Origin of the sequence: Microbacterium paludicola (assembly GCF_015235415.1) — a bacterium.
GTDB classification, from domain to species: Bacteria; Actinomycetota; Actinomycetes; order Actinomycetales; family Microbacteriaceae; genus Microbacterium; species Microbacterium paludicola.
This window is the reverse complement of sequence record NZ_JADGLL010000013.1, coordinates 1-24,214: the sequence shown is the minus strand read 5'-3', so window position 1 is coordinate 24,214 and position 24,214 is coordinate 1. Positions and strand designations below refer to the sequence as shown.

Here is a 24,214-nt window from a genome sequence, read left to right as displayed (position 1 = left end):
TGCGGTCCTCTCTGACAGCGACGTTTCAGGTGCGGGGGCGCGGAAAGACCGTGCCGTCCATGATCTTTCGCGCCGTCCGCAGGGCGGCGGAGCGCTCGACGACCAGGCCGTCGCCGCGACCGGCGATGGCGACGTCCACGTCGAAGTGCCCGGTCGGGTGCTCGATCGCGAACGGATCACCCGGGGCCGGGAGCCGTGCCAGGTCGCGTCCGACCGATCCGTCGGCGAGGACGCCCGCGGCGACCGTGAGCGCGCCGAGCACACCGATCGACGTGTGCACGCGGTGCGGCAGGAAGCTGCGGGTCGCGATGGCACCCCCGCTCCGCGGCGCGCTCAGCAGCACCATCTTGGGGACCGTCGCCTCGCTCACGTCGCCGAGCCCCATCCGCTCGCCGGCGGCGAGCCGGATCCGCTCGAGCCGCTCCGCGAGGGCTTTGTCGGCCTCGAGCGCCTCCGGGTCCTCGTCCCCCTCGAGCCCGAGATCGGACGCCCGGATCAGCACGCTCGGCATTCCGTTGTCGACGCAGGTCACGCGGATGCCGTCGACGTCGTCCGCGGTGGCGCCGGTCGGGAACAGGGCGCCCGTGGACGATCCGGCGGTTCCCTCGAAGTCGAGCGAGATCGCGCCCGCGGTGCCGGGCACGCCGTCGATGGCGGTACCGCCGTCGTAGTCGACGGCGCCGCCGGGCGTGGCGAACTCGGCCGTCGCGATTCCGCCCGTGTTGACCATCCGGATCCGGACGCGCGTGCGATCCTGCGCGGCGGTGACAAGGCCCCGCTCGACGGCGAACGGCCCGATCCCCGCGAGGATGTTGCCGCAGTTCTGGCGGTCGGTGACGACCGCCTCGTCCACGACGACCTGCAGGAACAGGTAGTCGACGTCGATGTCCGGGTCCGTCGACGGCGAGACGACCGCGACCTTGGAGGTGAGCGGATGCGCGCCGCCGAGCCCGTCGATCTGCCGCGGATCGGGCGAGCCCATGATCCGCAGCAGCAGGTCGTCGCGCTCCGCAGGGTCGGCGGGCAGGTCGGACGCGAGGAAGTAGGCGCCCTTCGAGGTGCCACCCCGCATGAGCATGCAGCGGATGCCGTCAGCGGTCATGCTCGTCCTGACGGACGTATCGGACGCCGAGGTCGGACAGCAGCGCGCGCAGCCCCTTGCGGTCGAGGCTGAGCTCGACGCCACTTCCGTACGCCGCGCGATCCGCATCCTCCTTGGCGACGCGCGCGTCGGCCGCGGCGAGCGCGCCCTCCGCTTCGAGCCGCGGCACGCACACGACCCCGTCGTCATCCGCGATCACAACGTCCCCCGGATGCACGAGCATTCCGTCGATGATGACCGGGACGTTGACGGATCCGGCTGTCGCCTTGACGGTTCCCTGCGCGTGAACGCCGTTCGACCAGACGGGGAAGCCCATCTCCCGCAGGTCCTGTGTGTCCCGTACGCCGGTCGCGGTGACGAGGCCCCGCACACCGCGGGCCTTCAGCGCCGTGGCGAACAGGTCGCCGAACGCCCCATCCGTCGAGGGCGAGGTCGTCGCTACCACCAGGATGTCGCCGGCCTCGCACTGCTCGATCGCGGCGTGGATCATGAGGTTGTCGCCGGGCCAGCTCAGCACCGTCACGGCCGTTCCCGCCACGCGCGCGCCCTGCTGGACCGGCCGGATCGACGGCCCGGCGAGGCCCCGGCGTCCCATCGCCTCGTGCACGGTCGCGACGCCGTGGGCCGCCAGGGCGTCGACCGTCGCGCCGTCCGCGCGCGCGATGTCGGTCACGACGATGCCGAGCTCGCTCATCCGGTCTCCCTCATTCAAGGACGGAGGTGACCTGCGGGTAGTACCGCATGTACGCCTCGCCCATCGTCTCGTGGGGCAGGCCGAGGTTGGGGCCCGCGTTGCGCGTGAGCTGCACCCCGCGGCGCACGGCGAGCGACGTGTAGTACTCCCACATGTGCTTCTGGGCCGGCAGGCACTCCATCGCGGCCTTCTTGCGTGGGAACGCCTCCGTGATGTCCAGCAGCAGATCGGGCTTGAAGTCGGACTGCTCGGGCTGGTGCGGCTCGAAGAAGAACACCGGCGGCGCGCCGATGATGTCGTCCTTCGTCGGATACGAGCCGTCCGAGTTCGCCACACCGATCGCCTGCGCGAGAACGCGCGCCTGCAGCGCCATGCGCGCGGCGGCCGGGTGGTCGCCGTTGTACGGATCGGCGAGCGGATGCGTCAGCACGACCGTGGGCCGCACGCGGCGGTACACGTCGACGAGCCGCTGCACTGCCTCCGGGCTCTCGAGAAGGGGGTAGTCGCCGAGGTCGAGGAACTCGATCTCGGCGCCGAGCGCATCGGCCGCGGCCTGAGCCTCCGCGCGCCGGATCTGCTTGATCTCGTCCAGCGGCTTGCCGGCAAGCCACTGGCTCGCAGACTCGCCGCGCTCCCCGTACGACAGGCACACAACGGTCGCCCTGTCGCCGCGCTGAGCGGCGGCGGCGATGGCACCGCCGGCGCGCCACACGAAGTCTCCGGCGTGCGCGCTCACCACGAGGAGCGACGGCGGGGTCTGCGCCATGAGGTCATCCGTTCGTCATGGGCTCGTCCGGCGGTGGGCGGCCCCTGTTGCAGTGGCCACCATTATGTCTACAATTCTGGCGACGATGCAATGACGCTCGATTGAGGAAGAGGATCCGATGGCGAACAACCTGCAGGAGCTGCTGGACGAGCACGGCGACACCGTGGGGATGCTCCGCAACTCCCGCCTCGGCACGTACATCTATCCCGTGGTGCCGACGGAGTTCACAAACTGGCGGCGCGAGCAGAAGGCCTGGCGCGAGACTGCCGTCCTCTACGACCAGACCCACCACATGGTCAACTTCTTCCTCTCGGGCCCGGATGCGCTGACGCTGCTGAGCGACACCGGGATCAACGGCTTCGCGGACTTTCCCGTCGACACCGCCAAGCAGTTCGTGCCGACAGCCTCGAACGGCGGAGTGATCGGCGACGGCATCCTGTTCCACGAGGCAGACCTCGATTACGTGTACGTCGGCCGCGCTCCCGGCGCGAACTGGCTGCAGTTCCACGCGGAGACCGGCGGGTATGACGTCGAGTTCCGCTACGACGACCGCTCGCCGTCGCGGCCCTACGGCCAGGCGGTTCACCGCGACTACTACCGCTTCCAGATCCAAGGCCCGCGCGCCTGGGACATCATCGAGAAGCTCAACGGCGGGCCGCTCGAGAAGGTCCGCTTCTTCCGGATGGGCCACCTGGGGATCGCCGGCCGGCAGGTGCGGACGCTCCGCCACGGCATGGCGGGAGCCCCCGGGCTGGAGCTGTGGGGCCCGTACGAGGACCACGGCCTGATCCGCGACGCCATCCTCGAGGCGGGCGCCGAGTTCGGGATCGAACCGTGCGGGTCCCGCGCGTACTCGTCCAACACGCTCGAGTCGGGATGGATCCCCTCTCCCCTCCCCGCGATCTACTCGAGCGACGCGGAGCGGGCCTACCGCGAGTGGCTGCCGACGACGAGCTACGAGGCGATCAACGCGATCGCCGGATCCTTCGTGTCCGAGAACATCGAGGACTACTACCTGAACCCGTGGGAGCTCGGCTACGGCTCGTTCGTGAAGTTCGACCACGACTTCATCGGGCGCGACGCCCTGGAACGGATCGAGCCGGAGCGGCAGCGCCGCAAGGTCACGCTCGCGTGGAACGACGAGGACCTCGGCCGGATCCTGACCTCGGTTCTCGACCGCGAGAGCGAGGGATACCAGTTCTTCGACCTGCCGAATGCGAACTACGGCTCGAGCAACTTCGACGCGGTGATCGACGCCGACGGCAGGAACATCGGCCTGTCGCTGTTCACCGGGATCACGGCGAATGAGAAGCGGGGCCTGTCACTCGCGACCGTGGACCGGGATGTGCCGGAGGGCGCCGAGGTGCGCGTGATCTGGGGCGAGCCGGACGGCGGATCGGGCAAGACCACGGTCGAGCCGCACACGCAGATCGAGGTGCGGGCGATCGTCAGCCCCGTCCCCTATGCCACCGTCGCGCGCGAGACGTACCACGGCGGCTGGCGCTCGTCCGGGCGGGTCTGAGGCCCGCCCGTCAGCGGCTCTCGGCAAGGATGCGAGCGAGCCATGCGTGCGTGGCTCGCGTCATGTCTGCCGGGGTGCCCGCCTCGTCCAGCACGCTCAGCACGTCGCGCAGCTCGTGCTCCCGGCGCTCGACGTGCATGTACGTGCCGGCCACGAGCCGCTCGACCGCCGTGTCGCCGTCGGCACCGAGCTCGGCGGCGATCTGTGCACGCAGCCACTCCTCGGCGCCGGTGGCGCGGGCGGCCTCCAGACCCTCGATGACGAGAGCGGCGAGGCCCTTCATGAACACTGCGCGCAGCAGCTTCAGCCGTGCCGCGTCGCCGATGCCGCCCGGGGCGACATCCACGGGCACGCCGAGCGGGCGCATCCGCCGCGCGAACTCCTCGGCGGCGTCGCCGCTGGCAAGCAGCGGCGTCCGGTGCCCGGCGCGGGGCACCGGCGCGAGCACGGCGACATCCGCGACGGCCATCCCGGCGCCGCGCGCGAGCGCCGCGACCTCCCGCTTCGTCGCCGGTGCGGCGGTGTTCAGGTCAGCGAGAAGGGCGCCCGGCGCCATCCGCTCCACCGCGTCGCGCGCCGCGTCGACGGACGCCCTGGCGCCGACGAGGCTCAGCACGAGCTCTGCGCCCTCGAGGCAGTCGGCGAGCGTCTGCCGCTGGGCGATGCCGAGCGCGGACACATCGACGTGCGGGTCGTATCCGGTCACCTCCGCGCCGGCATCGGCGAGGCCCCGCGCGTAGAGCGCGCCGGCCTCGCCCAGCCCCATCACCGCGATCCGCACCATGGCGGCCACCCTACGACGACGCCGCGATTCACGCCACGATTGTTGACACTTCGTACCTCTGTCCATAGCCTTCCGGTACGGGAGCACCGGCGCTCCACCCGACGCGGGTCCATCCGCGGGCGCGCCGGTCTCCACCGACCGCGATGACGCACGGAAGACTGGGGCGATGGCCGCTCGACTGACCCTGCAGGATGTGAACCTCCGCTTCGGCGGGGTCACGGTGCTGCACGACGTCGGCTTCGCGGTGGAGCCCGGCGAGATCCTCGGACTCGTCGGCCCCAACGGAGCCGGCAAGACCTCGCTGTTCAACTGCATCAGCGGGCATTACCGCCCCACCTCCGGATCCATCCGCATCGACGACACCGAGGTCAGCGGCCTTCACCCCGCGCGGCTCGCGGGGCATGGACTCGCCCGGACCTTCCAGCACCCCGCGCTGCAGCTGCACGAGACGGTGCTCGAGAACGTGCTGCTCGGCGGCCACACGCGCCTCGCCGGCGGCCCCCTCGCCTGGTCGCTGCGCGTGCCGCCCACCGGCCGCCGCGAGCGCGAGCTTCGCGCCGAGGCGCTCGAGCTCCTCGATGCCCACGACCTCGGCTGGGCCGCCCACCTCGCGGCCGACGAGCTGTCGCACGGCCTCCACAAGGGCGTCGAGCTGTGCCGCGCCCTGCTGATGCGTCCCAGCCTGCTGCTGCTCGACGAGCCCGCCGCCGGCCTCTCGCACGGCGAGGTCGAGCGCTTCATCCAGACCGTGCGGGCGCTGCGCGCCGACGCCGACATCACGGTCGTGATCGTCGAGCACCACATGGGCCTCATCTCGGCGCTGACGGATCGCGTCGTCGTCCTTGACCACGGCCGCAAGCTCATGGAGGGGACGGCCGCCGAGGCGCAGTCGGATCCTCGAGTGATCGAGGCGTACATCGGCAAGGAGGCGGCGGATGACGCTGCTTGAGCTCGTCGACGTCACCGCGTCCTACGGCCCCGTGCAGGTGCTCGAGGGCGTCTCGCTGAGCGTCCCCGACGGCGGCGCGGTGGGCATCCTGGGCGCCAACGGAGCCGGCAAGACCACCACGCTGCGCGCGATCAGCGGCGTCGTCCGCACGGGCGGCCGAATCGTGTTCGACGGCAAGGACATCAGCGGCCTGCGCCCCGACCAGGTCGCCGCCCGCGGAATCGCCCACGTGCCGGAGGGCCGCGGCACGCTGCCCAATCTCACCGTGCGCGAGAACCTGATGGTGGGCGCCTATCTGCGCAAGGACCGCCGCGCCCTCGCCGCCGACGTCGACTACCTGATCGACCTGTTCCCGAACCTCGGAGAGCGGATCGGATCGAACGCCTCTGCATTGTCGGGCGGCGAGCAGCAGATGCTCGCCGTGGGCCGCGCGTTCATGGCCCGGCCCCGCCTGCTGCTGCTCGACGAGCCGTCGCTGGGCCTCGCGCCCAGCACCGCCAAGAACGTGTACGACGCCATCCGCCGGCTCCGCGTCGAGTCGGGCATCGCGATGCTCGTCGTCGAGCAGAACGCCACTCTCGCCTTCAGCATCGTCGACACCGCCACGGTGCTCGAGACCGGTCGCAGCGTGCTCACGGGCAGCTCGACCGAGCTGAAGGGCCGGGACGAGATCCGACGCGCATACCTGGGAGGCTGACGTGGGCACCTTCATCCAGCTCGTCATCGACGGCCTCGCCATGGGATCGATCTACGCAGCCCTGGCGCTCGCGATCGTGCTCGTGAACCAGTCGACCGGCATGATCAACTTCGCCCAGGGCGGCATGGCCGTGCTGTCCGCCTACGTGTCGTATGCGTTCCTCGGCATGGGAGTTCCGCTGATCCTCGCCATCGCGATCGCCGTCGTGATCTCCTTCGCGCTCGGCGCGGTCGTCGAGCGCCTGCTGATGCGCAGGTTCGAGGGAGGCGATCCAGACACCGCCGTCGTTGTGACGGTCGGCCTGCTGACGCTCATCACGGGCGTGTGCGGAATGATCTGGTCGTACAACAACCTGCAGTTCCCCTCGCTGTTCCCCGGCGACTCGTTCCCGTTCCTCGGCGCGGCGATCAGCTGGCGCTCCCTCGGCACGTTCCTCGTCATCGCGGCGATCATGGTCCTTCTGCAGCTGCTGTTCCGGAAGACGAAGATCGGTCTCGCGCTGCGCGCCGTCGCGGACAACCCGCGCTCGTCGTCGTTCTCGGGCCTGCCGGTGGGGCGCCTGCTGATGGTCGGCTGGGGTCTCGCCGCCGCGCTCGGCGCGGTCGCGGGAGCGCTCGTCGCTCCGCGGCTCTCGCTCACGCCCGGCATGCTGGACGGCGCGCTCGTCTACGCGCTGGCGGCGGTCATCCTGGGCGGCGCGTCGAGCCCGATCGGGGTCGTCGTCGCCGCGTGGCTCATCGGCGTGCTCGAGAACCTCGGCGCTGTGTACGTGCCGTTCATCGGACACGACCTGAAGATCGCCGTGCCGTTCATCCTGCTGTTCGTTGTGCTGCTGATCCGCCCGCAGGGCCTGTTCGGCCGCAAGACCGTGGTGCGTGTGTGATGGCCCGGCAGAAGGTGAGCGGCGCGATGTTCTGGAGCAATCGCTGGGTGCGCGTCGGCGTCGCCGTCGTGATCGCGCTTGTGCTCGTGTTCGCGCCATGGAACCTGGACGTGGCGACGAACCAGGCCCTCGCTCGCGTCGGGGTCTTCGCGGTGGCGGTGCTCGGCCTGAACGTGATCATGGGGTACGCGGGCCAGGTGTCCCTCGGCCAGATCTTCTTCCTCGGGCTCGGCGCGTACGTCACCGCGTACGGCGTGAACGAGGGATGGAACGTCGCCCTCGTGTTCGTGCTCGCGGTGCTGATCCCGGGGCTCGCGGGCTACATCGTCGCGCTGGCCGCGGCCCGCCTCGGCGGGCTCGCGATCGCCATGGTCACGATCGCGCTGCCGATCATCGGCGTCCCGCTCGCCAAGCGCCTCGCCGACTGGACGGGCGGATCCCAGGGAACGTCAGCGCGGTTCAGCTCGGCACCCGACTGGTTCGGCAGCGACCTCGACGACATCTGGCAGTACTACATCGTGCTCGCCGTCGCGTCGGTCGTCTTCGTGCTCGTGCACAACCTCGTGCGCGGCAAGTTCGGCCGCGCACTCGCGATCGTCAAGGAGAACGAGGCGGTCGCGTCGTCGATGGGAATCTCGCCGTACCGCTACAAGGTCATGGCGTTCACGATCGCGGCGATGATCGGCGGGGTGAGCGGGTTCCTGTACATGGTGGTGGTGCAGTACACCTCGCCCGAGACGCTTGCCTTCCACCACTCGATCAGCCTCCTCGCGTCGATGGTCGTCGGCGGCGCGGCGAGCATCGTCGGCTCGCTCATCGGCGGGGCGTATTACGTGCTCGTGCCGAATGTGACGAACGAGATCGACGCGACGTTGACCGCGGTCATCCAGGGCGTCATCCTGCTCTTCGTGCTGTTCGTCCTGCCGGGCGGCATCGCGAGCCTCCCCCGTGTCCTCCGCCGCCTGTTCCGCGGCCGCAGCGGCACGCCGCGATCGGATGCAGATCGGGCACGCGCCGCGCAGACCCCCACCACAGAGTGATCACCAGAGAGAAGGTCAGCATGAACACGCGCAGCAAGACCGCCGGCATCGTCGCCGTCGGATCGATCATCGCGCTCACGCTCGCGGGCTGTTCGCGCGGCGCCGAGGCAGGGCCCGACCCGTCGGGCGACGGCGAGGTCGCCGCGAGCCCCGGCATCACCGACGACAGCATCACGCTGGGCGTCACCACCCCACTCTCGGGCGGCACCGCCGGCCCCGGAAACTGCACTGTCGCGGGCCTCGTCGCCTACTTCGGCGAGGCGGGGCCGATCGAGTTCGGCGACGGCAAGACCCGTGAGGTCACCGTCGAGGCGTACGACGACACGTACGACCCCCAGAAGGCGCTGACCAACTTCCAGCAGAACCAGGCGAACGTGTTCGCGTTCACCTCGGGCCTCGGCACGCCGACGAACCGCGCCTACCGCGACGCGGCGATCGAGGAGGAGGTGCCGCAGGTGCTCGTCATGACCGGCGACCCGCTCTTCAGCGACCGCGAGCAGAGCCCCTGGCAGCTCGGCTTCGTGCCGATCTACCAGAACGAGGGCGCGGCGTTCGGCGAGCTGCTCGCCGCCTCGACCGAGGAGCACAAGGTCGCGATCCTGTCGCAGAACGACGACTACGGCAAGGGATACGTCGAGGGCTTCAAGGAGGCCATCGAGGGAGCCGCGAACATCGAGGTCGTCGAGGAGCTCACCTACGAGGCGACCGACACCTCGGTCGACGCGCAGCTGACCGAGCTCGCCGCCAGCGGAGCCGACGTGTTCTTCAACGCCATGTCGATCACGCCGCTCACGATCAGCACCATCGAGAAGGCGCGCGAGCTGTCCTGGTCGCCGAGCTGGTTCCTGCCGTCGAACACCTCCAGCCCCGGTGCGATCCTGGGCCCGGCGGGCGCGAACCCCGACGACGGGTTCTATTCGGTGTCGTTCGCGAAGGCCCCGCAGAGCCCCGCGTTCGCGGAGGACGAGGACGTGACGACGTTCCTCGCCGCGCTCGAGGAGCACTCGGGCGACTACACCACGACGCCCGACTTCCCTCACTGCATGTGGAGCTACATGGTCGGCGCCACGCTCGAGGAGGCCTTCGCGGCGATGGAGGAGCCGACGCGCGAGAGCTTCATGGAGGCCCTCGGCGGCATTTCGGGCTTCACCGCCCCGCTGATGCTGGAGGGCACGTCGATCGACACCACGCAGGACGGCCAGCCCGCCGTCTCGTCGGTCGTCGTCCAGCGCTACAACGGTCAGGGCTACGCGAACGCCGACGCGTTCGAGTGAACCCCACCCGCGGAGGGGCTCGGTCCGACCGAGCCCCTTCGCGGAGCGGGCCGCGCAGCAGCCCCTGTGCGAGCGAAGCGAGCGTGCCGCGAAGCGGCCCCGCAGCGCGAAGCGCTGCCGGCGATGGAGCTTGCGACAGCGCCCTCGCTCGCGAGTGTCCGGCGCGGAGCGTCGGCGCGAGCGTGCGAGTCGCGAGCGAAGCGAGCTATAGACCAGCTATAGACCAGCCAGCAGCGTCACGATCCCCTGTAGGTGGCGGCGGGTCGCCTCGGCGGCCGCGTCGGGATCGCGGGCGAGCACCGCGTCGATGATCGCGATGTGCTCGGGCGCCGACTGGTTGATGCGCCCCGGGTGGTATGCGAGCCGGAACTGGTGGCGGGCCGACTGGGCGAGCAGCCGCTCGAGCAGCTGTGTGGCGGTCGCGTGCCCGCTGAGGTCGCGGATGCGGCGATCCATCTCCTGATTCAGGGAGGCGTAGCCGACGAGGTCTCCCCCGTCCGCCGCCGACCGGATCCGCTCCCGCAGCTCGGCGAGCTCGACCGCGTCCTCGTCCGAGAGGTTCTGGGCCGCCTTGCGTGCGCACAGCTCCTCGAGCCCCATGCGCACCTCGACGATCTCGATCGCCTCCTCGACGCTGATCGCCCTCACCCGGGCGCCGCGGTTCGGCAGGCGTTCGACGAGCCCCTCGCCCGCGAGGTTCATGAGCGCGGTGCGCACCGAGGCGCGGCTCGCCTCGAACCGGTCGCTGAGGTCGGCCTCGATCAGCCGCTGATGGGGCGCGAAGTCGCCCCGCAGGATCGCGTCGCGGATGCGGGCCGTCAGATCCTGCTGGGTCACGTCGATTGTCGCCTCGGTCGTCGTCGACACGCGTATCCCCTCTCGGCAGGCCCACCGGGCGGCGGGCTGAGGCCTATTCTGCAAGACCTGTGTCGGATTGTCGCGGATCCTGTGTACAAAGCGGGCGGTGTCGCGCACACTTGTCGCATACCCGCGCATACACGGGGCCGGGACGCCCGGACCGGGACCCGAGGCGCAGAACCCCGGCCACAGCCCTGGCACACACACAGAGAGGTGAGTGATTCCATGACGGACACCCAGAACGCGGTCGTGAGCACCGACGCGGCATCCGGAGAGGCCTCGGACACCGAGGTCGGATCGGCCGCCGAGGCCGCCGTCCGCACCGGCCTGTTCATCGGCGGCGAGCAGCGCTTCACCGACGAGGTCGTGAAGATCACCGACCCGGCCAAGCCCGGCGTTGTGGTCGGCGAGGCGGCCTCCGCCTCGCCCCAGGACGTCGCGGATGCGGTCGCGGCCGCGAAGGCCGCCTACCCCGCCTGGTCGGCACTGTCGGCCGCAGAGCGCGCCGCGAAGATGGCCGAGGCCATCGCCGGCATCGCGGACGACCGCGACACGGACGCCGCCATCCTGTCGCAGGAGAACGGCAAGATCCGGATGGAGGCGTGGATCGACGCGCTGGTGTTCGAGATCCGCTGGAACCTCGCCCTCGCCGTCGCCGACCAGGTCGATGAGGTCACCACGCTCGAGCCCGCGCCCGGCCTTCCCGTGACCACGAAGGTCGCGCACTCGCCGCTGGGAGTCGTCTCGATCATCGTGCCGTTCAACTGGCCGATCGCCATCCTCGGCGCCGGCCTGCCGTACGCCCTGCTCGCGGGGAACACCGTCGTGGTGAAGCCGCCGGCATCGGCGCCCCTCGCGACGGCGCGCCTCGTGCAGCGCGTGGCGGAGAAGCTCCCCGCCGGCGTGCTGAACATCGTCACCGGCAAGGACGAGAACATGTCCGCCTTGATCCAGAACCCGGATGTCGCGAAGGTGTCCTTCACGGGCAGCGTGAACGGCGGCAAGCGGATGATGGAGATGGCCTCGAGGACGCTGACCCGTGTCACGCTCGAGCTCGGCGGCAACGACGCCGCGGTGCTCGCCGAGGACGTCGACCTGAGCGATGCGCACCTCGACCGACTGTTCGGCGCGATCTACGACACCACGGGCCAGATCTGCATGAACGCCAAGCGCGTGTACGTGCACCGCTCGCGCCTCGACGAGCTGGTCGCGGGCCTCGAGGCGCGGCTGCAGAACGTTGTGATCGGCTACGGCCTCGACGAGGGGACGACGATGGGCCCGCTGCACCAGCCGGCGCAAAAGGCGTTCGTGGAGGAGATCATCCAGGAGGCGAAGGACGCCGGCGCCGAGGTGCGCGAGTACGGCGAGCTGCCCGGCGGCGAGCTGGCGGGAGGCAACTTCCTGCGCCCGGCGCTCGTGATCGATCCGGATCCGTCGCTGCGCGTCGTGACGCAGGAGCAGTTCGGCCCGGTGATCCCGATCATCCCGTTCGACAGCGAGGACGAGGCGATCGCCGCCGCCAACGACACGTGGGCGGGCCTCGGCGGCTCGGTCTGGACCTCCAGCCCCGAGACCGCGCAGCGCATCGGCTCGCGCCTTCAGTGCGGCTACGTCTGGATCAACGACCACGGCGCCAACCGCCTCGACCTCCGCGCCCCCTTCGGCGGCGTGAAGCAGTCGGGGATGGGCCGCGAGCAGGGGATCCACGGCGTCCGCGACTTCCAGGACACCCACTCGATCGCCACCCTCGACGAGGAGGCCCTCACGGCGATGGCCCACTGATCGCCGCGAGAATCCACCGCCGCGCCGAGAATCCCGGCACCCCGGGATTCTCGGCGCGCTGCTGGATTCTCGGCCGGGATGTCAACTAGAGTTGACGCATGGTCGAGACCGCACACGCGACGGATCCGGATGAGCCCATCGCACAGCTGTTCCGCATCGCCGAGCAGCGACGAGCGCTGAACCGCGAGGAGGAGGCGCAGGTGCGCCGCGCCCGCGTGCGCGGATACTCGTGGGAGGCCATCGCGACCGCCCTGGGGATCAGCAGACAGGCCGCACACAAGAAGTTCGGCCGAAAATGAACACCGTGCCAGAACCCCGCACCCGCCGCAGCCCGTTCGCGCGTCCCTCGAAGGACGACGGCCCCCGCGCCACCTTCCGGCAGCTGCTGCCGTTCGTCTTCGAGCACACGCGCGTGCTCGTGTGGGTGTCGCTGCTGAGCGTGCTCGCGGCGGTCGCGACGCTCATCCAGCCGCTCCTGATCGGGCAGGTGATCGAGCGCGTCCAGACGGGCGAGACGCTCGGCCTGCTTGTGTGGGCGCTCGTGCTGTTCGTCGTCATCTCCTCGGCGATCAGCGCGTACCAGCACTTCCTGCTGCAGCGCACGGGCACCGCCGTCGTGCTGTCGAGCAGACGCCGGCTGATCTCGCGCATCCTGCACCTGCCGATCGCCGAGTTCGACGGACGCCGCACCGGCGACCTCGTCTCCCGCGTCGGCACCGACACGACGATGCTCTACGCCGTGCTCACGCAGGGCCTCGCCGACAGCGTCGGCAACGTGCTGCTCTTCATCGGCGCGCTGATCGCGATGCTGGTGATCGACCCGCTGCTGCTGCTCAGCATCGTCGGTGTGCTCGCGGTCAGCGTCCTCGCCGTCGTGTCCCTCAGCGGGCGGATGCGCCGCGCGACGAGCCTGCAGCAGACGCGCGTCGGCGAGCTGACGAGCGGCATCGAGCGCGCGATCGGCGCGGTCCGGACGATCCGCGCCGCCGGTGCCACCGAGCGCGAGGAGCGCGCCGTCAGCGAGAAGGCGACCCAGGCCTACGAGGCGGGCGTCGAGGTCGCGAAGGCGTCGGCGCTCGTTGTGCCCATCGCCGGCATCGCGCTGCAGGCGTCGATGCTCGTTGTGCTGGGCGTCGGCGGCATGCGCGTCGCCTCGGGTGCCGTGGAGATCTCGAGCCTCGTGACGTTCGTGATGTTCCTGTTCCTGATGGTCATGCCCCTTGCCTCCGCCTTCGGGGCGATCGCGAGCGTCGGCCAGGCGCTCGGCGCGCTCGGGCGCATCCAGGAGGTCCTCGACATCCCCGCCGAGACCGCGGAGGACGCCGCCGCGCGTCCCGCCACGCCGGTGGAGGGCGCCCCGGCGATCGCGTTCCGCGACGTGCGCTTCCGCTACCCGGAGGCCGTCGTCGCCGCCAGGGAGCAGGCGACGCGCGAGGCGATCGAGGCCCACGTGCCGCTCGGCGACGAGGAGCCGTCGGCCGACGACGTGCTGCGCGGCGTCTCGTTCGAGGTGCCGCGCGGGGCGCGCGTCGCGCTCGTCGGCCCGAGCGGGGCGGGCAAGTCGACGATCCTGGCGCTGCTCGAGCGGTTCTACGACCCGACCTCGGGCAGGATCGAGCTCGACGGGCAGGATGTCCGCGAGCTGTCTCGCGACGAGCTGCGGGCGCGCTTCGGCTATGTCGAGCAGGATGCGCCGACGCTCGCCGGCACGATCGCCGACAACCTGCGCCTCGCCTCGCCCGACGCGACCGACGCCGACTGCGAGCGCGTGCTGCGCGCCGTGAACCTCGGGTCGGTGATCGACCGCTCCCCCGCGGGGATCGACACCCCGGTCGGCGAGGACGGTGTGATGCTCTCGGGCGGCGAGCGTCAGCGCCTCGCGATCGCGCGCGCCCTGCTGGCGGCGCCGCCGATCCTGCTGCTCGACGAGTCGACCTCCTCGCTCGACGGCCTCAACGAGCAGCTGATGCGCGACGCGATCGACGCCGTCGCCCACGGCCGCACGCTGCTCGTGATCGCGCACCGCCTCTCGACCGTGATCGACAGCGACCGGATCGTCGTGCTCGACAAGGGGGAGGTCGTCGGGCAAGGCACGCACTCCGAGCTCGTGGAGAGCGTCCCCCTCTACCGCGACCTCGCCCGCCACCAGCTGCTCGTCTGATCCGCACCGGCTGCCGAGCGAGCGCCGGAGAGCGATGTCGGACCCCCGCGCGACACTTGGCGCCATGACGAAGCTCACGTACTACACGGCGACGACGCTGGACGGGTTCATCGCCGACCCGGACGACTCGCTCGCCTGGCTGCTGCGGCAGCCCCTGGATGAGAAGGGCGCCCTCAACTACGACGACTTCATCGCGGGGATCGGCGCAATCGTGATGGGCTCGACGACGTACGAGTGGGTGCTGCGCCATGACCCCGAAGGCTGGGCCTACGCGATGCCGACCTGGGTGATGACGACCCGGGACCTGCCGGAGCCGCCGACGCAGGGCACGGATGTGCGCTTCGCCTCGGGGGATGTGGCTGACGTCCACGCCCAGATGGTCGCGGCAGCGGGCGGCAAGGACCTCTGGGTCGTGGGAGGCGGAGAGCTCGCGGGGCAGTTCGCGGACGCCGGGCTGCTCGACGAGGTGATCGTGAGCATCGCGCCGGTCACCCTCGGCGCGGGACGCCAGATCCTCCCCCGCAGGCTCGACCTCGAACTGCTCCAGGTCTTCCGGAACGGGGCGTTCGTCGCGGCACGCTACAAGTACGTCGGCGCGCTGGCGGAGGACCGCACGGCCTGACCGACGCCGCGGGCCCCGGCTGGCACGATTGACGCATGACCAGCGAGACGATCCAGTTCCCCTCGACGTCCGGTCCGATGCTCGCGGGCGTGCTCGAGATCCCCGAGGGCGAGGTGCGCGGCTGGGGAGTCTTCAGCCACGGCCTGACCCTCGGCAAGGACAGCCCCGCGGCGTCGCGCATCTCGAAAGCGCTCGCGGCCTCGGGGATCGGGATGCTCCGCTTCGACAATCTCGGCCTCGGCGACTCCGGCGGCGACTGGGCCGACAGCTCGTTCTCGCTTAAGGTCGCCGACACCGTCGCCGCGACCCGGGTGATGGCCGAGCGCGGCACCCCCGCTTCCCTGCTCGTCGGCCACTCGTTCGGCGGGGCGGCGGTGCTCGCCGCCGGCCCGCAGTGTCCGGATGTGCGCGCGGTCGCCACGGTGGGCGCGCCCTACGAGCCGAAGCACGCCGAGCACAACTTCGACCACATCGTGGATCTGGTGATGGCGCAGGGCGAGGCCGAATGGCGCATCGGGGGCCGGGAGCTCACCCTGCGCCGCGGGTTCATCGAGGACCTGCGCCGCACCGATCTCGACGACGTGATCGAGCGCCTCGGCAAGCCGCTGCTGATCCTGCACGCCCCGGACGACGACATGGTGCCGATCACGAACGCGCAGGAGATCTTCTTCGCCGCGCGTCATCCCCGCAGCTTCGTGGATCTCGATGGCGCGGGCCACTTCCTCACCGGCAAGGGACAGGCCGCCCGCGCCGCGCGCATCATCGCAGGCTGGGCCGACAGCTACCTGCAGGGCTGACCCCGTCCGGCCGGCGCCGTGGCGGGGACAAGGTGAACGGCCCGCCCCCGGATCGGAAGACGGGGGCGGGCCGTTTCTGGTTCGCGGCTGATCCGGGCGTGTGCGGCGCCTGATCGGATCGTTCGCGGCGAGGGACCGCTGTGCGGTCAGTCCCTCGCGGTCTGGAGGCGGGTGCGCAGCTCCTGCAACTGCACCCGCAGTTCGGCGGGGGTCCTCTCGCCGAACAGGTCGTAGAACTCCTCGGTGAGGTCTGCTTCCTCGAGCCACGCGTCGACATCGATCGCGAACAGCTCATCGAGATCCTGCCGCGAGACGTCGATCCCGTCCAGGTTCAGCGAACGCGGGGCGGGGACGAGCCCGATCGGCGTGACGACGGCCTCCGCCTCGCCCTGGAGGCGCCGGATGATCCAGTCGATGACGCGCGAGTTGTCACCGAACCCGGGCCACAGGAACCGGCCGTCCGAGCCACGGCGGAACCAGTTCACCTGGTACACCTTCGGCAGTTCCGAGGCGAGATCTCCCATCTCGAGCCAGTGCGCGAAGTAGTCGGCCATGTTGTAGCCGCAGAACGGCATCATCGCGAAGGGGTCCCGGCGCAGCTCACCGACCTTTCCCTCGGCGGCGGCGGTGCGCTCGGACGAGATGTTCGAGCCGAGGAAGACACCGTGCTCCCAGTCGAAGGCCTCGACGACGAGCGGCACGTTCGTCGCGCGGCGTCCACCGAACAGGATGACGTCGAGCGGCACCGCCTCTTCCCAGTCGTCCGCGATGGATGGCGCCTGGGACGCCGAGACCGTGAACCGGGAGTTCGGATGCGCCGCCGGGCGGCCCGCATCCGGGGTCCAGTCCTCGCCGCGCCAGTCGATCAGGTGCGCGGGAGGCTCCTCCGTGAGCCCCTCCCACCACACGTCGCCATCGTCCGTCAGGGCGACGTTCGTGAACAGGACGTTGCCCCAGAGCGTCTCGACCGCCGTGACGTTGGTCGCCTCGCCCGTGCCGGGCGCGACGCCGAAGAACCCGGCCTCCGGATTGATCGCGTACAGGCGGCCGTCCTCTCCCGGCCGGATCCACGTGATGTCGTCGCCGAGGGTCTCGACCCTCCAGCCCGGGATCGTCGGACGCAGCATGGCGAGGTTGGTCTTGCCGCAGGCCGAGGGGAACGCGGCGGCCGCGTGGTAGGCGCGCCCCTGCGGGTCGATCACCCGGATGAGCAGCATGTGCTCGGCGAGCCATCCCTGGTCGCGCCCCAGCACCGAGGCGATGCGCAGCGCGTAGCACTTCTTCGCCAGGATGGCGTTGCCGCCGTAGCCGGAGCCGAACGACCAGACTTCGAGCGTGTCGGGGAAGTGGACGATGTACTTCTCGTCGTTGCTCGGCCAGGCGACATCCTCGTCGCCGGCGCGCAGCGGGGCCCCGACCGAGTGGACGGTGCGCACCCAGGGCGCGCCCTGCGCGATCCGCTCGGTCACGGCGATCCCGACGCGCGTCATGATCCCGATCGAGGCGACGGCGTAGGGGCTGTCGGTGATCTGCACGCCGAGCTGCGAGATGGGGCCGCCGATCTTCCCCATCGAGAACGGCACCACGAACATCGTGCGCCCCCGCATCGAGCCCTCGAACAGGGGGCGCAGGGTCGCGCGCATCTCGGCCGGCTCGGCCCAGTTGTTCGTCGGCCCGGCGTCCTCCTGCTTCTCTGAGCAGATGAAGGTGCGCGACTCGAGGCGGGCGACGTCGCCTTCGTCCGATCGCGCGAGGTACGAGCCGGGGCGCTTGTCGTGGTTCAGCGGGATGAGCGTGCCGTCCGCGACCATCTGGGTGAGCAGGGCCTCGTTCTCCTCCGGCGAGCCGTCGACCCAGTGGATGCGGTCGGGCCGTGTGAGGGCGGCGATCTCCTCGACCCAGGCGACGAGCGCAGCCATGCCGGGCCCCTGGATCTCGGGCCGGGCACCGAACGCGGCAAGGGGCGATGCGGCGCGGGCGGTGGGGCTTTCGATGATGGCCATGAGGAGGTTCCTAACCGTCTTTCCCGAGGGAGAGGTGCGGGGTCTTCTCCAGGATCACCCTGCGGAGGTGGCCTTTTCGGCGACCCCGGCGCAAAAGAATCCGCATTCTTTAGATACGATCAAGGAATGACCCCGCGGGACGACAAGACCGGCATCGAGCTCAAGACCCTCGGCCACCGCATCCGGCACTACCGCCTGCAGAAGGGCTTCACCCTCGACGAACTCGGCGCCGCGGTCGGCGTCGCGGGAAGCCAGCTGAGCCTGATCGAGAACGGCAAGCGCGAGCCGAAGCTGTCGCTGCTGCAGGCGATCGCCGCGGCGACGGACGCCGCGGTCACCGATCTCATCTCCGGCGAGCCGCCGAACCGCCGCGCCGCCCTCGAGATCGAGCTCGAGAAGGCGCAGTCGAGCTCGCTGTTCCGCAGCCTCGGGATCGCCCCCATCAAGGTCACGAAGACGCTCCCCGACGAGACGATCGAGGCCATCCTCGGGCTTCATCGCGAACTCCAGCGCCGAGAGAGGGAGGCGATCGCGACGCCCGAGGAGGCACGCCGGGCGAACACCGAGCTGCGCCTGCGGATGCGGGGCCTCAACAACTACCTGCCCGAGCTCGAGCAGCTCGCCGAGAAGCAGCTGCGCGCGGCCGGGCACACGCAGGGCGCGCTGACGCACCGCACGGTGAGCATCATGGCCGAGCAGCTCGGCTTCGAGCTGATCTACGCCAACGACCTGCCGCCGTCGACGCGCTCGATCACCGACCTCGAGAACGGCCGCATCTACCTGCCTCCCGCCTCGATCCCCGGCGGTCACGGCCTGCGCTCGATGGCGCTGCAGGCGATGGCGCACCGCCTGCTCGGCCACAAGCCGCCCACCTCGTACGCCGATTTCCTACAGCAGCGCCTTGAGATCAACTACTACGCGGCGTGCTGTCTGATGCCCGAGGCGAACTCGGTGGCCTTCCTGCAGCAGGCGAAGAAGGACCGCAACCTCGCGGTCGAGGACTTCCGCGACGCGTTCGGCGTCACCCACGAGGCCGCCGCGATGCGCATGACCAACCTCATGACCGAGCACCTCGGCATGCCGCTGCACTTCCTCCGCGTGGGAGAGGCTGGCCAGATCGAGCGCGTCTACGAGAACGACGCGCTTCCGCTTCCGGAGGACGTGACCGGATCCGTCGAGGGCCAGATCGTGTGCCGCAAATTCGCCGCACGCGACGCGTTCGACCAGCAGAACCGCACGACCGAGCACTACCAGTACACCGACACCCCCGCCGGCACCTTCTGGTGCTCCACGCAGACCGGCACGAGCGACCGCGGCGGTTTCTCGATCACCGTGGGCGTGCGCTTCGACGACGCCAAGTGGTGGCGCGGGCGGGAGACGCAGAACCGCGAGACGTCCACATGCCCCGAGGAGAGCTGCTGCCGCCGCGCCCCCGCCGAGCAGTCGGCCCGCTGGAGCGGGCGGGCGTGGCCGAGCGCCCGCGTGCACACGCACATCTTCGCCCCGCTCCCCCGCGGCGCCTTCCCGGGCGTCGACGAGACAGCGGTGTACGAGTTCCTCGACCGCCACCACGAGGCCTGACCCGGCTCAGCCGGGCAGGTGGCGGGACTCCCAGCCGTCCGCGCTGCGCGCGTACTCGAGGCGACGGCTCGCGGCTCGTCCGGTCGACGCCCAGAACAGCATCCGATGCGGGGTGACGGCGAAGCCGGTCCACCCGTGCGGCTGCGGCGGATCGGGGCGTTCGCGGGCGAAGTCGGCCCACCGCCGCTCGCGCTCGGAGCGCGGGAGCGTCGCGTGCTCCGCGGTGTTCAGCCACGCGAGCTGCTTCAGGTACGGCGGCAGGGCCGCGTAGGCGCGCGCCTTCTCCTCGTCGGAGGCGGCGCACGCCGTGCCCTGCACCACGAGCTGTCGCGTGCCCTCCGGCCAGAGGATCGTCAGCGCGACCCGGGGATCCGCCGCGAGCTCCGCGACCTTGCGGCTGCGCGCGTCCGTGTGGAACAGGAACCGCTCGCCGTCGAAGCCGGTCAGGCGCACGGTGCGCGCCCGGGGATACCCCTCGCCGTCCACGGTCGACACGGTCATCAGCAGCGTGTCGGCATCCTCGCCCGGGAGCCACGACCGCACCAGGTCGGCCGGATCGGCGGGCGGCGCGTCCGCGTGCACGGCGTCGCCTCCGCGCGCGGTGGCGGGATCCGGCGTGCTGTCCATCGTCCCCTCCTACGCGAACTCGAAGCGATCGATCTCGGCGAGCGCCTCGCTCACGAACGCGACGCCCTGCTCGAACAGCACCTTGCCGTGCGCCGCGTTCGCGCCCGTGGGGTCGCCGATCACACCCGTCGGGCCGAAGTCGTCGCTCGTCCAGCCGAACATCACGGGCTTGCGGTTGAAGCCGATGTGCGTCATGCCGGCGATCCTCTCGGGCACGTTCCGCGGCGGCAGGTCCGGCGCCACCAGGTGCGGGGCGAGATGCATGACCACCGAGGTCTCGCCGAACCCGGCGTGGATCCCCTGCCCCAGCTCGTCCGGTCGGCCCTGCAGGCCGTCCCCCGCGGCTCCCGCTCCGGCGGGCATGGAGAACGAGCGCAGCCCGTAGCGGCGCCGCAGCTCCCGGTTCGCCCAGCCGAGCAGCATGACGTTCCCTCCGTGGCCGTTCACGAACGCGAGGGTCTTGACCGGCGTCATGGCGATCGAGCGGCCGAGTTCGATCAGCTGATCGAGCAGCGTCGTGCCCTCGATCCACAGCGTTCCGGGGGCCCAGTGGTGCTCGTCGGACTTCGCGTAGGTGATGGTCGGCAGCAGCCACGCGTCGATCCCCGCCGCGGCGGCGCGCTCGACCGCGGCGGTCGCCACGGCCTCGGCCACGAGCGCGTCCGTCCGCAGCGGCAGATGCGGACCGTGGTGCTCGATCGCGCCGATCGGCACGACGGCGATCGAGCGCTCCGACGTGGCCGCCACGAGCGACGGGCCGGCGAGGTCGTCCCACCGGCGGGTGTCCGGCACGAAGGCGTCGGTCATCGGATCGCTCCCTTCGCAGGGCCTCGGTAGTCGGGGTTGAGCTTGCCGGGGTTCAGCAGGCGCTGCGGGTCGGTGCGCGCGGCGAGGTCCAGGGTCTCGGCGAGGCGGAAGTCGACGTTCCACTGGTGCGGGCTGTGGACGCCCACACCGAGCTCCGTGAGGCGCTCGATCCCGGCGTATACGGCCTCGGGGCTCTCGTACTCGCCCGCGAGCATCCCGATCGGGGCGGCGTGACCGGCCTCGATGTGCAGCATGCCGCCGGGGTAGACGCCCTGCACCTCGTCGATGCGGTCGACGAGGGCGTCGCCCGACACCTCGACGTGGAAGTACACGCCCGGCTCCGACTTCTGCAGCCACTCGATCGGGTGGTTGTAGCTCAGCACCGACAGCGCGGCCGAGACACCGGGTCCCTCCCGCACGTCTTCGATCCGGCCTCCCGCCTCCTGGATGATCGCCCGCGCCTGGGCGACGGTCGCGGCGTCGGCGATCATGCGCAACGACGCGCGCCCCTCGGGGAGGGCCGGATCCGGCGGCAGCTGGGCCGCGATGTGCGGCGGATCCGCGGAGACGAGCCGTGGCGTGGGGCTGAGCCGTCCGAGCATGCGCAGCGCGGGGAGGGCCTCTTCGAAGGCGTCGAACGACGCGTACACGCCGCGCCAGTCCTGCAGCGGCTCGACCCGGACCGTCGCGCGCGCGATGATCCCCGCGGTCCCGTAGTTGTGCACGAAGCCGAGGGCCTCGTCCCCCTCCACGTGCGCGAGCTCGCCTCGGGACACGGGGGTCACGACATCCAGCGCGACGACGAAGCCCATGTGGTTGCTGCCGTGGGCGATCGTCCCCGTGCCGCCCGAACCGCCCGCAAGGAAGCCGCCGATCGTGGAGTGCACGGTCGAGGGGTACATCCACAGCTGACGCCCGGCCGCGCGCGCGGCCTGCTCGAGAGCCGACATCGTCGCGCCGGCCTCGGCGGTGATCGTGTCGTCGCCGACCTCGAGGATCGCACGCGCCCGAGAGGTGTCGACCACCAGGCCGCCCGACATCGGGATGCCCTGCCCGTAGTTGCCGGTGCCCTTGCCCCGCGGGGTGATCGGCGCTCCGTGATCGGCGGCGAGCCTCACGACGGCGGCGATCTCGTCGGCCGTCGTCGGGAAGGCCACGAGGTCGGCGACACCGAGCGGCAACAGCTCCGCGATGATCGGCGACATCCGGGCGCCGTCGACCGAGGCCTTCTCCCGCTGCCGCAGGTCGCTGCTGACGCCGCGCGGGCCGAGCAGGCGGGCGAGATCGGCTTCGAGGGCCGTGTAGTCGGGTGGGGTCATGCGTGTCCTCCTTGGCGGTGGGGCGGCCGGTAATCTTCAGCCATGACAGACGCGACCGAGGGCTCGGCGGCACCGAGCCGGGCCACGGACGTGGACGAGACGGCGCGTGCCCTGGGGGCGCGGATTCGGGCACTGCGTCAGCGGCGCGGAATGACGCTCACGCAGGCCGCGGCGGAAGCGGAGCTGTCGCACTCGTTCCTCAGTCAGGTGGAGCGCGGGCTCGAGCGGCTCAGCATGGCGTCGCTGTTCCGCATCGCGCGGGCGCTCGGGACGACGCAGCAGGATCTCCTGACGGAGGATCCGCCCGACCGCCCCGAGGGGGCGTTCCATGTCTACCGCCGGGAATCCGGATCGCCCGTCGACGCGGGCACTGGGCCCGTGGCCGTTCTCGCGCAGCATCGTGCTCGCTTCCTTCCGATGGTCTTCTCGGGCTCGTTCGAGGACGGCGCCTGGTGGCAGCACGACGAGGAGGAGTTCCTGTACGTGCTGGAGGGCCAGGTCATCGTGTCGCTCGGCGACACGGAGGTCCTGCTGGAGGCGGGCGACGCGACGTATTACGAGAGCAGCATCCGCCACCGGTGGCGCACCCCCGAGGGCGTGAGCTGCCGCGTGCTCGTGGTGAAGGAGCAGCAGCACAGCCGCTGAGGGATGCGCCACGGGCGTGTCACTGGATGGAGATCGCGGTGTCGAGGAAGTCGTTCGTGTAGAGCGAGTCCACCTCGATCGCGTCGGCATCCGACTGGCTGATGCTCCCGGCGTCGACGAGGAACGGCGCGAAGTCGTCGACGATCGTCTGCATGCGCTCCGGGTCGAACGCGCCGAAGACGCCCGACGCGCGGTCGTCCTCGACGAGCCCGAGCGCGAGCTGCTGCTCGACCGAGTACTTCGCGACGCCCTCGGAGTACGTCCAGCCGGTGTCGTACTGCTCCACGAGGTCGAGGATCAGCGCGATGCCCTTGTCCGGCTCCTCAAGGAAGTCCAGCTGCGACTGCTGCATGATCGGGATGAGCTTCTCGAGGCAGTCGCCGTGCTCCTCGATCGCCTCGGGCCGCACGGCCAGCGGCTCGGGGTACACCGACCAGCCGATCTCCGAGAGCAGCTGGTAGCCGACGGGCTTGCCCCACTCCGGGATCTCGTTCTCGTAGATGTACGGCTCGGCCGTCGCGAAGCCCTGCTGCAGGATGCTCGGGTCCGACACGAACCGCTGCGGGGTGCCCTCGTAGCTCGTGTCGACCTGCGAGTCGTCGATCAGGTCCTGGGACTTCAGCAGCGACGGGATCACGTCGCCGGCCGTCACGACGATCGCGCCGTCGGCGGTTGCCTCCTCGATCGTCTCCGCGCCGTCGTGGCTCTCGGGATCCCACATCAGGATCTGCGGGCTCCACGTGAGCTGCGACGCGACCGCGACGGTCGGCTGATCCGCGGACGCCACGATGGCGGCATCGGTCGTGACCGCGCCGAGCAGGATGTCCGGGTCGAGGTACATGAGCGCCGGCACCGGCTGGAAGTTGACGTTCGGGCCGCCGGGGCGCACCTCGATGTCGACGCCGGTGTCCACGCCCTGCGCGACGAGCGATCCGGTCACGGTCTTGGCGTCGGTGTCGACCGTGTAGTCGTCCCCCACGAGGTTGTACATGGCGCCGTGCTCGGCCTCGGGTTGCCAGTCCTGCTGCATCACGACGGTCGCGGGGCAGACACCCGACAGATCGAGGGCGCTTCCCGCCTCGGCGGCCGGGGCGCTGCTCGCGGAGTCGGCACTCGGCTCGGCGGCCGGGGCGGCGCCTGCGCACGACGCGAGCACGGTGGCGGCGGTCAGGACGATTCCCGCGGTGAGCGCGCGGCGCATTCGCGGGTCGACGGATGATGTGGGCACGGGTTCCTCCAGATGCGTTGGCTGTGACGTCGGTGGGACGGGATCGGGTGGGACGGGGCGCGGAGACGGGCGG

The 24,214-nt window shown here is 70.8% G+C and carries 23 protein-coding genes; 13 read left to right on the top strand and 10 right to left on the bottom strand.

The window, feature by feature from the left end; all coding sequences use genetic code 11:
- Nucleotides 1–25: 25 nt before the first annotated feature.
- From IR155_RS07205 to IR155_RS07195, 3 genes are read right to left on the bottom strand one after another with little or no spacing between them, the layout of a single operon-like run.
- Nucleotides 26–1,102, bottom strand: a complete 1,077-nt coding sequence (locus IR155_RS07205) for a 4-oxalomesaconate tautomerase (protein ID WP_135114171.1) — start codon at nt 1,100–1,102, stop codon at nt 26–28.
- The gene (locus IR155_RS07200; protein ID WP_135114170.1) at nt 1,092–1,796 is read right to left on the bottom strand and encodes a 4-carboxy-4-hydroxy-2-oxoadipate aldolase/oxaloacetate decarboxylase; all 705 of its coding nucleotides are present in this window, start codon (nt 1,794–1,796) and stop codon (nt 1,092–1,094) included. Before IR155_RS07200 ends, IR155_RS07205 begins: the two co-directional genes overlap by 11 nt.
- A gap of 10 nt (nt 1,797–1,806) precedes the next feature.
- Nucleotides 1,807–2,562: a PIG-L deacetylase family protein gene (locus tag IR155_RS07195; RefSeq protein WP_135114169.1), complete on the bottom strand. Its 756-nt coding sequence runs from the start codon at nt 2,560–2,562 to the stop codon at nt 1,807–1,809.
- Nucleotides 2,563–2,680: 118 nt separating this feature from the next.
- On the opposite strand from IR155_RS07195, the gene ligM reads away from it, so the two are divergent.
- Entirely contained in the window at nt 2,681–4,084 is a 1,404-nt protein-coding gene (gene ligM, locus IR155_RS07190) for a vanillate/3-O-methylgallate O-demethylase (RefSeq protein WP_135114168.1), read from the top strand.
- 10 nt (nt 4,085–4,094) lie between these two features.
- On the opposite strand, the gene IR155_RS07185 is transcribed toward ligM, so the two are convergent.
- Complete coding sequence (locus tag IR155_RS07185; RefSeq protein WP_167760724.1) at nt 4,095–4,868, bottom strand: NAD(P)-binding domain-containing protein; 774 nt, start codon at nt 4,866–4,868, stop codon at nt 4,095–4,097.
- 166 nt (nt 4,869–5,034) lie between these two features.
- On the opposite strand from IR155_RS07185, the gene IR155_RS07180 reads away from it, so the two are divergent.
- Genes IR155_RS07180 through IR155_RS07160 form a run of 5 tightly spaced genes read left to right on the top strand, consistent with a single transcriptional unit; the run spans nt 5,035 to nt 9,711 of the window.
- Nucleotides 5,035–5,817 carry an ABC transporter ATP-binding protein gene (locus IR155_RS07180; protein WP_135114166.1) on the top strand — a complete coding sequence of 261 codons (783 nt, stop codon included), beginning with the start codon at nt 5,035–5,037 and terminating at the stop codon, nt 5,815–5,817.
- A complete protein-coding gene (locus IR155_RS07175) occupies nt 5,804–6,514 on the top strand; it encodes an ABC transporter ATP-binding protein (protein WP_135114165.1) in 711 nt (236 codons plus the stop codon). Before IR155_RS07180 ends, IR155_RS07175 begins: the two co-directional genes overlap by 14 nt.
- A gap of 1 nt (nt 6,515) precedes the next feature.
- Complete coding sequence (locus tag IR155_RS07170) at nt 6,516–7,397, top strand: branched-chain amino acid ABC transporter permease (RefSeq protein WP_135114164.1); 882 nt, start codon at nt 6,516–6,518, stop codon at nt 7,395–7,397.
- Nucleotides 7,397–8,437: a branched-chain amino acid ABC transporter permease gene (locus IR155_RS07165; RefSeq protein ID WP_135114163.1), complete on the top strand. Its 1,041-nt coding sequence runs from the start codon at nt 7,397–7,399 to the stop codon at nt 8,435–8,437. Before IR155_RS07170 ends, IR155_RS07165 begins: the two co-directional genes overlap by 1 nt.
- Before the next feature lie 20 nt (nt 8,438–8,457).
- A complete protein-coding gene (locus IR155_RS07160; protein WP_135114162.1) occupies nt 8,458–9,711 on the top strand; it encodes an ABC transporter substrate-binding protein in 1,254 nt (417 codons plus the stop codon).
- A 216-nt stretch (nt 9,712–9,927) separates the two neighbouring features.
- Here the strand turns inward: IR155_RS07160 and IR155_RS07155 are convergent, their stop codons facing one another.
- Nucleotides 9,928–10,578, bottom strand: coding sequence for a GntR family transcriptional regulator (locus tag IR155_RS07155; protein ID WP_233441145.1), 651 nt, complete (start codon nt 10,576–10,578; stop codon nt 9,928–9,930).
- A 216-nt stretch (nt 10,579–10,794) separates the two neighbouring features.
- On the opposite strand from IR155_RS07155, the gene IR155_RS07150 reads away from it, so the two are divergent.
- The 5 genes from IR155_RS07150 (at nt 10,795) to IR155_RS07130 (ending at nt 15,931) form a co-directional block, all read left to right on the top strand.
- Entirely contained in the window at nt 10,795–12,351 is a 1,557-nt protein-coding gene (locus IR155_RS07150) for an aldehyde dehydrogenase family protein (RefSeq protein WP_135114160.1), read from the top strand.
- 98 nt (nt 12,352–12,449) lie between these two features.
- Nucleotides 12,450–12,650, top strand: coding sequence for an AsnC family protein (locus IR155_RS07145; RefSeq protein ID WP_135114159.1), 201 nt, complete (start codon nt 12,450–12,452; stop codon nt 12,648–12,650).
- Nucleotides 12,647–14,512: an ABC transporter ATP-binding protein gene (locus IR155_RS07140; protein ID WP_135114158.1), complete on the top strand. Its 1,866-nt coding sequence runs from the start codon at nt 12,647–12,649 to the stop codon at nt 14,510–14,512. The genes IR155_RS07145 and IR155_RS07140 overlap by 4 nt, the downstream gene beginning before the upstream one ends.
- Nucleotides 14,513–14,576: 64 nt before the next feature.
- Nucleotides 14,577–15,134 (top strand): dihydrofolate reductase family protein, encoded by a 558-nt coding sequence (locus IR155_RS07135; protein ID WP_135114157.1) that lies wholly within the window; start codon nt 14,577–14,579, stop codon nt 15,132–15,134.
- Nucleotides 15,135–15,169: 35 nt separating this feature from the next.
- Nucleotides 15,170–15,931, top strand: a complete 762-nt coding sequence (locus tag IR155_RS07130) for an alpha/beta hydrolase family protein (RefSeq protein WP_135114156.1) — start codon at nt 15,170–15,172, stop codon at nt 15,929–15,931.
- A gap of 146 nt (nt 15,932–16,077) precedes the next feature.
- Here the strand turns inward: IR155_RS07130 and IR155_RS07125 are convergent, their stop codons facing one another.
- Nucleotides 16,078–17,934, bottom strand: a complete 1,857-nt coding sequence (locus IR155_RS07125) for a phosphoenolpyruvate carboxykinase (GTP) (RefSeq protein ID WP_135114155.1) — start codon at nt 17,932–17,934, stop codon at nt 16,078–16,080.
- 126 nt (nt 17,935–18,060) lie between these two features.
- Between IR155_RS07125 and IR155_RS07120 the strand changes: the two genes are divergently transcribed.
- Entirely contained in the window at nt 18,061–19,515 is a 1,455-nt protein-coding gene (locus IR155_RS07120) for an XRE family transcriptional regulator (protein WP_135114154.1), read from the top strand.
- Between the two features lie 6 nt (nt 19,516–19,521).
- Here IR155_RS07120 and IR155_RS07115 read toward each other — a convergent pair whose 3' ends face one another.
- From IR155_RS07115 to IR155_RS07105, 3 genes are read right to left on the bottom strand one after another with little or no spacing between them, the layout of a single operon-like run.
- A complete protein-coding gene (locus tag IR155_RS07115; protein WP_135114153.1) occupies nt 19,522–20,142 on the bottom strand; it encodes a pyridoxamine 5'-phosphate oxidase family protein in 621 nt (206 codons plus the stop codon).
- Nucleotides 20,143–20,151: 9 nt separating this feature from the next.
- Nucleotides 20,152–20,949: a creatininase family protein gene (locus IR155_RS07110; RefSeq protein WP_135114152.1), complete on the bottom strand. Its 798-nt coding sequence runs from the start codon at nt 20,947–20,949 to the stop codon at nt 20,152–20,154.
- Nucleotides 20,946–22,268: an FAD-binding oxidoreductase gene (locus IR155_RS07105; protein ID WP_135114151.1), complete on the bottom strand. Its 1,323-nt coding sequence runs from the start codon at nt 22,266–22,268 to the stop codon at nt 20,946–20,948. The genes IR155_RS07110 and IR155_RS07105 overlap by 4 nt, the downstream gene beginning before the upstream one ends.
- Nucleotides 22,269–22,310: 42 nt before the next feature.
- Here IR155_RS07105 and IR155_RS07100 point away from each other — a divergent pair, with 42 nt between their 5' ends.
- Nucleotides 22,311–22,913 (top strand): helix-turn-helix domain-containing protein, encoded by a 603-nt coding sequence (locus IR155_RS07100; RefSeq protein ID WP_135114150.1) that lies wholly within the window; start codon nt 22,311–22,313, stop codon nt 22,911–22,913.
- Nucleotides 22,914–22,932: 19 nt separating this feature from the next.
- Here IR155_RS07100 and IR155_RS07095 read toward each other — a convergent pair whose 3' ends face one another.
- On the bottom strand, nt 22,933–24,141 hold the full coding sequence (locus IR155_RS07095) for a substrate-binding domain-containing protein (RefSeq protein ID WP_233441144.1): 1,209 nt from the start codon (nt 24,139–24,141) through the stop codon (nt 22,933–22,935).
- Nucleotides 24,142–24,214 lie beyond the last annotated feature (73 nt).

What these genes read in the sequence shown, in the direction of transcription:
- ligM (WP_135114168.1), top strand. Translation starts at nt 2,681, where the DNA reads ATGGCGAACAACCTGCAGGAGCTGCTGGACGAGCACGGCGACACCGTG.
- IR155_RS07130 (WP_135114156.1), top strand. Translation starts at nt 15,170, where the DNA reads ATGACCAGCGAGACGATCCAGTTCCCCTCGACGTCCGGTCCGATGCTC.
- IR155_RS07195 (WP_135114169.1), bottom strand. Translation starts at nt 2,562, where the DNA reads ATGGCGCAGACCCCGCCGTCGCTCCTCGTGGTGAGCGCGCACGCCGGA.
- IR155_RS07125 (WP_135114155.1), bottom strand. Translation starts at nt 17,934, where the DNA reads ATGGCCATCATCGAAAGCCCCACCGCCCGCGCCGCATCGCCCCTTGCC.
- IR155_RS07105 (WP_135114151.1), bottom strand. Translation starts at nt 22,268, where the DNA reads ATGACCCCACCCGACTACACGGCCCTCGAAGCCGATCTCGCCCGCCTG.
- IR155_RS07120 (WP_135114154.1), top strand. Translation starts at nt 18,061, where the DNA reads ATGACCCCGCGGGACGACAAGACCGGCATCGAGCTCAAGACCCTCGGC.
- IR155_RS07115 (WP_135114153.1), bottom strand. Translation starts at nt 20,142, where the DNA reads ATGGACAGCACGCCGGATCCCGCCACCGCGCGCGGAGGCGACGCCGTG.
- IR155_RS07135 (WP_135114157.1), top strand. Translation starts at nt 14,577, where the DNA reads ATGACGAAGCTCACGTACTACACGGCGACGACGCTGGACGGGTTCATC.
- IR155_RS07160 (WP_135114162.1), top strand. Translation starts at nt 8,458, where the DNA reads ATGAACACGCGCAGCAAGACCGCCGGCATCGTCGCCGTCGGATCGATC.
- IR155_RS07145 (WP_135114159.1), top strand. Translation starts at nt 12,450, where the DNA reads ATGGTCGAGACCGCACACGCGACGGATCCGGATGAGCCCATCGCACAG.
- IR155_RS07200 (WP_135114170.1), bottom strand. Translation starts at nt 1,796, where the DNA reads ATGAGCGAGCTCGGCATCGTCGTGACCGACATCGCGCGCGCGGACGGC.
- IR155_RS07100 (WP_135114150.1), top strand. Translation starts at nt 22,311, where the DNA reads ATGACAGACGCGACCGAGGGCTCGGCGGCACCGAGCCGGGCCACGGAC.
- IR155_RS07180 (WP_135114166.1), top strand. Translation starts at nt 5,035, where the DNA reads ATGGCCGCTCGACTGACCCTGCAGGATGTGAACCTCCGCTTCGGCGGG.
- IR155_RS07165 (WP_135114163.1), top strand. Translation starts at nt 7,397, where the DNA reads ATGGCCCGGCAGAAGGTGAGCGGCGCGATGTTCTGGAGCAATCGCTGG.
- IR155_RS07150 (WP_135114160.1), top strand. Translation starts at nt 10,795, where the DNA reads ATGACGGACACCCAGAACGCGGTCGTGAGCACCGACGCGGCATCCGGA.
- IR155_RS07185 (WP_167760724.1), bottom strand. Translation starts at nt 4,868, where the DNA reads ATGGTGCGGATCGCGGTGATGGGGCTGGGCGAGGCCGGCGCGCTCTAC.
- IR155_RS07110 (WP_135114152.1), bottom strand. Translation starts at nt 20,949, where the DNA reads ATGACCGACGCCTTCGTGCCGGACACCCGCCGGTGGGACGACCTCGCC.
- IR155_RS07140 (WP_135114158.1), top strand. Translation starts at nt 12,647, where the DNA reads ATGAACACCGTGCCAGAACCCCGCACCCGCCGCAGCCCGTTCGCGCGT.
- IR155_RS07175 (WP_135114165.1), top strand. Translation starts at nt 5,804, where the DNA reads ATGACGCTGCTTGAGCTCGTCGACGTCACCGCGTCCTACGGCCCCGTG.
- IR155_RS07205 (WP_135114171.1), bottom strand. Translation starts at nt 1,102, where the DNA reads ATGACCGCTGACGGCATCCGCTGCATGCTCATGCGGGGTGGCACCTCG.